Below are 2,836 nucleotides of genomic sequence, written 5' to 3' on the forward strand. Positions count from 1 at the left end.
CCCCCGGGGCCGCCCGACAAGAGCCCTTCTGCGGGAACGGGGCGGCGGTCAGGGGTTGGAGCGAAGCGGCAATCGGGGAACGCGACGCCCGGAGGGCGCCTGGCGGGCGGCACGGGCCCGCGCACAATCCCGGCCCGCGGGCGGCCCCGTACGGCAACCGCACCCGGCCCCGACCGCCACGACAGCCCCACCTCGACCCCGTCGGCCTCCGTAACCCGCGCAGGGCGAAGACACGCCGGAGGGGACTGCGCGGAAGGCCGCGCCGGAGGCGGCTACGCGGGGGCGGAGAGTTCCGCCCACACAGTCTTGCCGGCCCCCTCCTGGAGCCGTACGACGCCCCAGTCCATGCTGAGCCGCTGCACGATGAACATACCGTGTCCGCCGGGGCGGCCCGCGCGGTGCGGGGTCCGCGGTTCGGGCCGGCCGGGGCCGCGGTCGGTGACCTCCAGGCGGAGGATCTTGTTCTCGCAGACGATCCGCAGCGACTCGGGTCCCTCGGCATGCAGGCAGGCGTTGGTGACCAGCTCGGACACCACCAGCAGGACGTCCTCGGCGGCCGCGCGCCGATCGGCTCCGGCGGCCGGCAGCCAGCCCCAGTCGTAGAGAGCCTGGCGGGTGAAGTCACGGGCCATCGGCACGATCCCGCTGGCCCCCTGGAGGTCCAGGCTGCGCACCTGCGCGCCCGGGGACACAGCGGGGCGGACGCCGTCCGGCCCCGGGCCGCGGTCGCCCGGCGAGTCCTGCCGGGTGGTGCTCATCAGCGCTTCACCTCACCGATTCACCAGGTCGTTGGTCGATGTCTGCGTATGCCGGAACCAGGGAGAGGTCACACTGGTCCACGTCACTCCTGCCCGACGGGACGAAGAGAACACCCCCCGTTCGCGGCCGGGCGCGCACGGGGCGGCACGGTCCCGCGAGGAGGGCCCGGCCGGCACGGCCGTCAGTCGGCGTTCAGGGCCGCGAGGGCCTCTTCGAGGGTGTCGTGCACGGAGAAGACCGCCTCGGCACCGGTGATCTCGAAGACCCGGGCCACCACGGGCTGCATGCCCGCCAGATGGACCGCGCCACCCTCGGCCTCCGCCCTGAGGCGAACGGAGAGAAGCACGTTCAGCCCCGTCGAGTCGCAGAACTCCAGCTCCGAGCAGTCCACGATCAGCCGGGGGCTGCCACTCTCCACGGCCTTCTCCAGGGGTTCCCGGAGGAGGTCGGCCGTATGGTGATCGAGCTCGCCCGCCGGCGCCACCACGGCCGCGCGCCCGTCGATCCGGACATCCACCCGGAGCCGGACGCGATTGCCGCTGCCGGCCGTCCCGTGGTCCATTCCCGTCTCACTTCCGGCCATCTCTTAGTGCATCCACCGTATCTTCACGAGTTTCGCCGACGACTTTTTCGCATGCTGCACTCGCCCTCGATCACGCCCCTGAACACTACGCCTTCCGGGCGTGGACCGGTACCCAAGGAAACCCGCATAATGGACATCCCATAACATTCCACACTTGCACTATGCAATGGAAAGCGGGTAGGCAGAGAAGAGCAACGATCCGACCCGCCGGCTTTGGAGGCGCCGCACACCGCAGTGCACGCAATGGCACCGGCAGCCTTGTGCCGACGACGATGGAGGAGACCATGTCACCCCGGCTCGACGTAGCGCGTACCCCGGAACAGGAGCAGCACGCACCGCCGGCACCCTCTGATCCTCCCGTGCCGAACGGGACCGCGACCGAGTACGAGGACCCTCCCCAGGACGGTCACCACCAACACGGCCGGCACAGCCTGGAAGACCTGCCCGAGATCCCCCCGTTCGCGGAAGTGGAGCCCCTGGACGCCAGGGCGCTGTCCAAGACCCTCTTCGCCCGGCTCGAAACCCTCGACGAGGGCACCCCCGAGTTCTCCTACGTGCGCGACACCCTGGTCGAACTCAACCTGGCGCTTGTCAAGTTCGCCGCCTCCCGGTTCCGCTCCCGCAGCGAACCCATGGAGGACATCATCCAGGTCGGAACGATCGGTCTGATCAAGGCCATCGACCGCTTCCAGCTCAGCAGGGGCGTCGAGTTCCCCACCTTCGCGATGCCGACGATCATCGGCGAGATCAAACGGTTCTTCCGCGACACGTCGTGGTCGGTGCGGGTGCCCCGGCGGCTCCAGGAACTGCGCCTGGACCTCGCGAAGGCCGGCGACGAGCTCTCCCAGCAGCTGGACCGCGCGCCGACCGTCACGGAGCTGGCCGAACGGCTCGGGCTCAGCAGCGAAGAGGTAGTCGAGGGCATGGCGGCCAGCAACGCCTACACCGCGAGCTCACTGGACGCCCAGCCCGAGGAGGACGACGCCGAGGGCACGCTCGCCGACCGCATCGGCTACGAGGACGACGGCATCGAGGGCATCGAGTACGTGGAGTCCCTGAAGCCGCTGATCGCACAACTGGCGCCCAGGGACCGGCAGATCCTGTCGCTCCGTTTCGTGGCCAACATGACGCAGTCGGAGATCGGAGAGGAACTCGGCATCTCCCAGATGCATGTGTCCCGGCTGCTCTCCCGCACCCTCGTGAGGCTGCGCAAGGGACTGACGCTGGAGGAGTGACGCGGGGGAGGTTCCCCGCCGTGGGCCCGCGGTCCGCCACACGCCCGGCACCGGCACGAGGCGGACCGTTCCGCTTCCGGCCCCCCTTCCCGCTCCGCTTCCGGCCACGGACGCCTCCGCAATCTTGACGGAGCGGTGCGAACTGGGCGACATTGGACGCAGTGCGCGAGACCTCGAGGTGGGGGCACCGCCCACGCCCGAAGGGCGCGGGGGAGGTTTCGCACAGGCACGCCAGGGGGGTCGCATGGCCATTGGGGAG

The 2,836-nt window shown here is 70.3% G+C and carries 3 protein-coding genes; 1 reads left to right on the forward strand and 2 read right to left on the reverse strand.

What is annotated here, in order from left to right:
• Nucleotides 1–272: 272 nt before the first annotated feature.
• Both GUY61_RS37045 and GUY61_RS37050 read right to left on the reverse strand, forming a co-directional pair.
• Complete coding sequence (locus tag GUY61_RS37045) at nucleotides 273–758, reverse strand: ATP-binding protein (protein ID WP_166634680.1); 486 nt, start codon at nucleotides 756–758, stop codon at nucleotides 273–275.
• Between the two features lie 182 nt (nucleotides 759–940).
• Entirely contained in the window at nucleotides 941–1,321 is a 381-nt protein-coding gene (locus GUY61_RS37050; RefSeq protein ID WP_166634681.1) for an STAS domain-containing protein, read from the reverse strand.
• Between the two features lie 293 nt (nucleotides 1,322–1,614).
• On the opposite strand from GUY61_RS37050, the gene GUY61_RS37055 reads away from it, so the two are divergent.
• Entirely contained in the window at nucleotides 1,615–2,577 is a 963-nt protein-coding gene (locus GUY61_RS37055; protein ID WP_166634682.1) for an RNA polymerase sigma factor SigF, read from the forward strand.
• Nucleotides 2,578–2,836 lie beyond the last annotated feature (259 nt).

The organism is Streptomyces sp. GC420 (genome assembly GCF_009916105.1).
Lineage (GTDB): Bacteria > Actinomycetota > Actinomycetes > Streptomycetales > Streptomycetaceae > Streptomyces.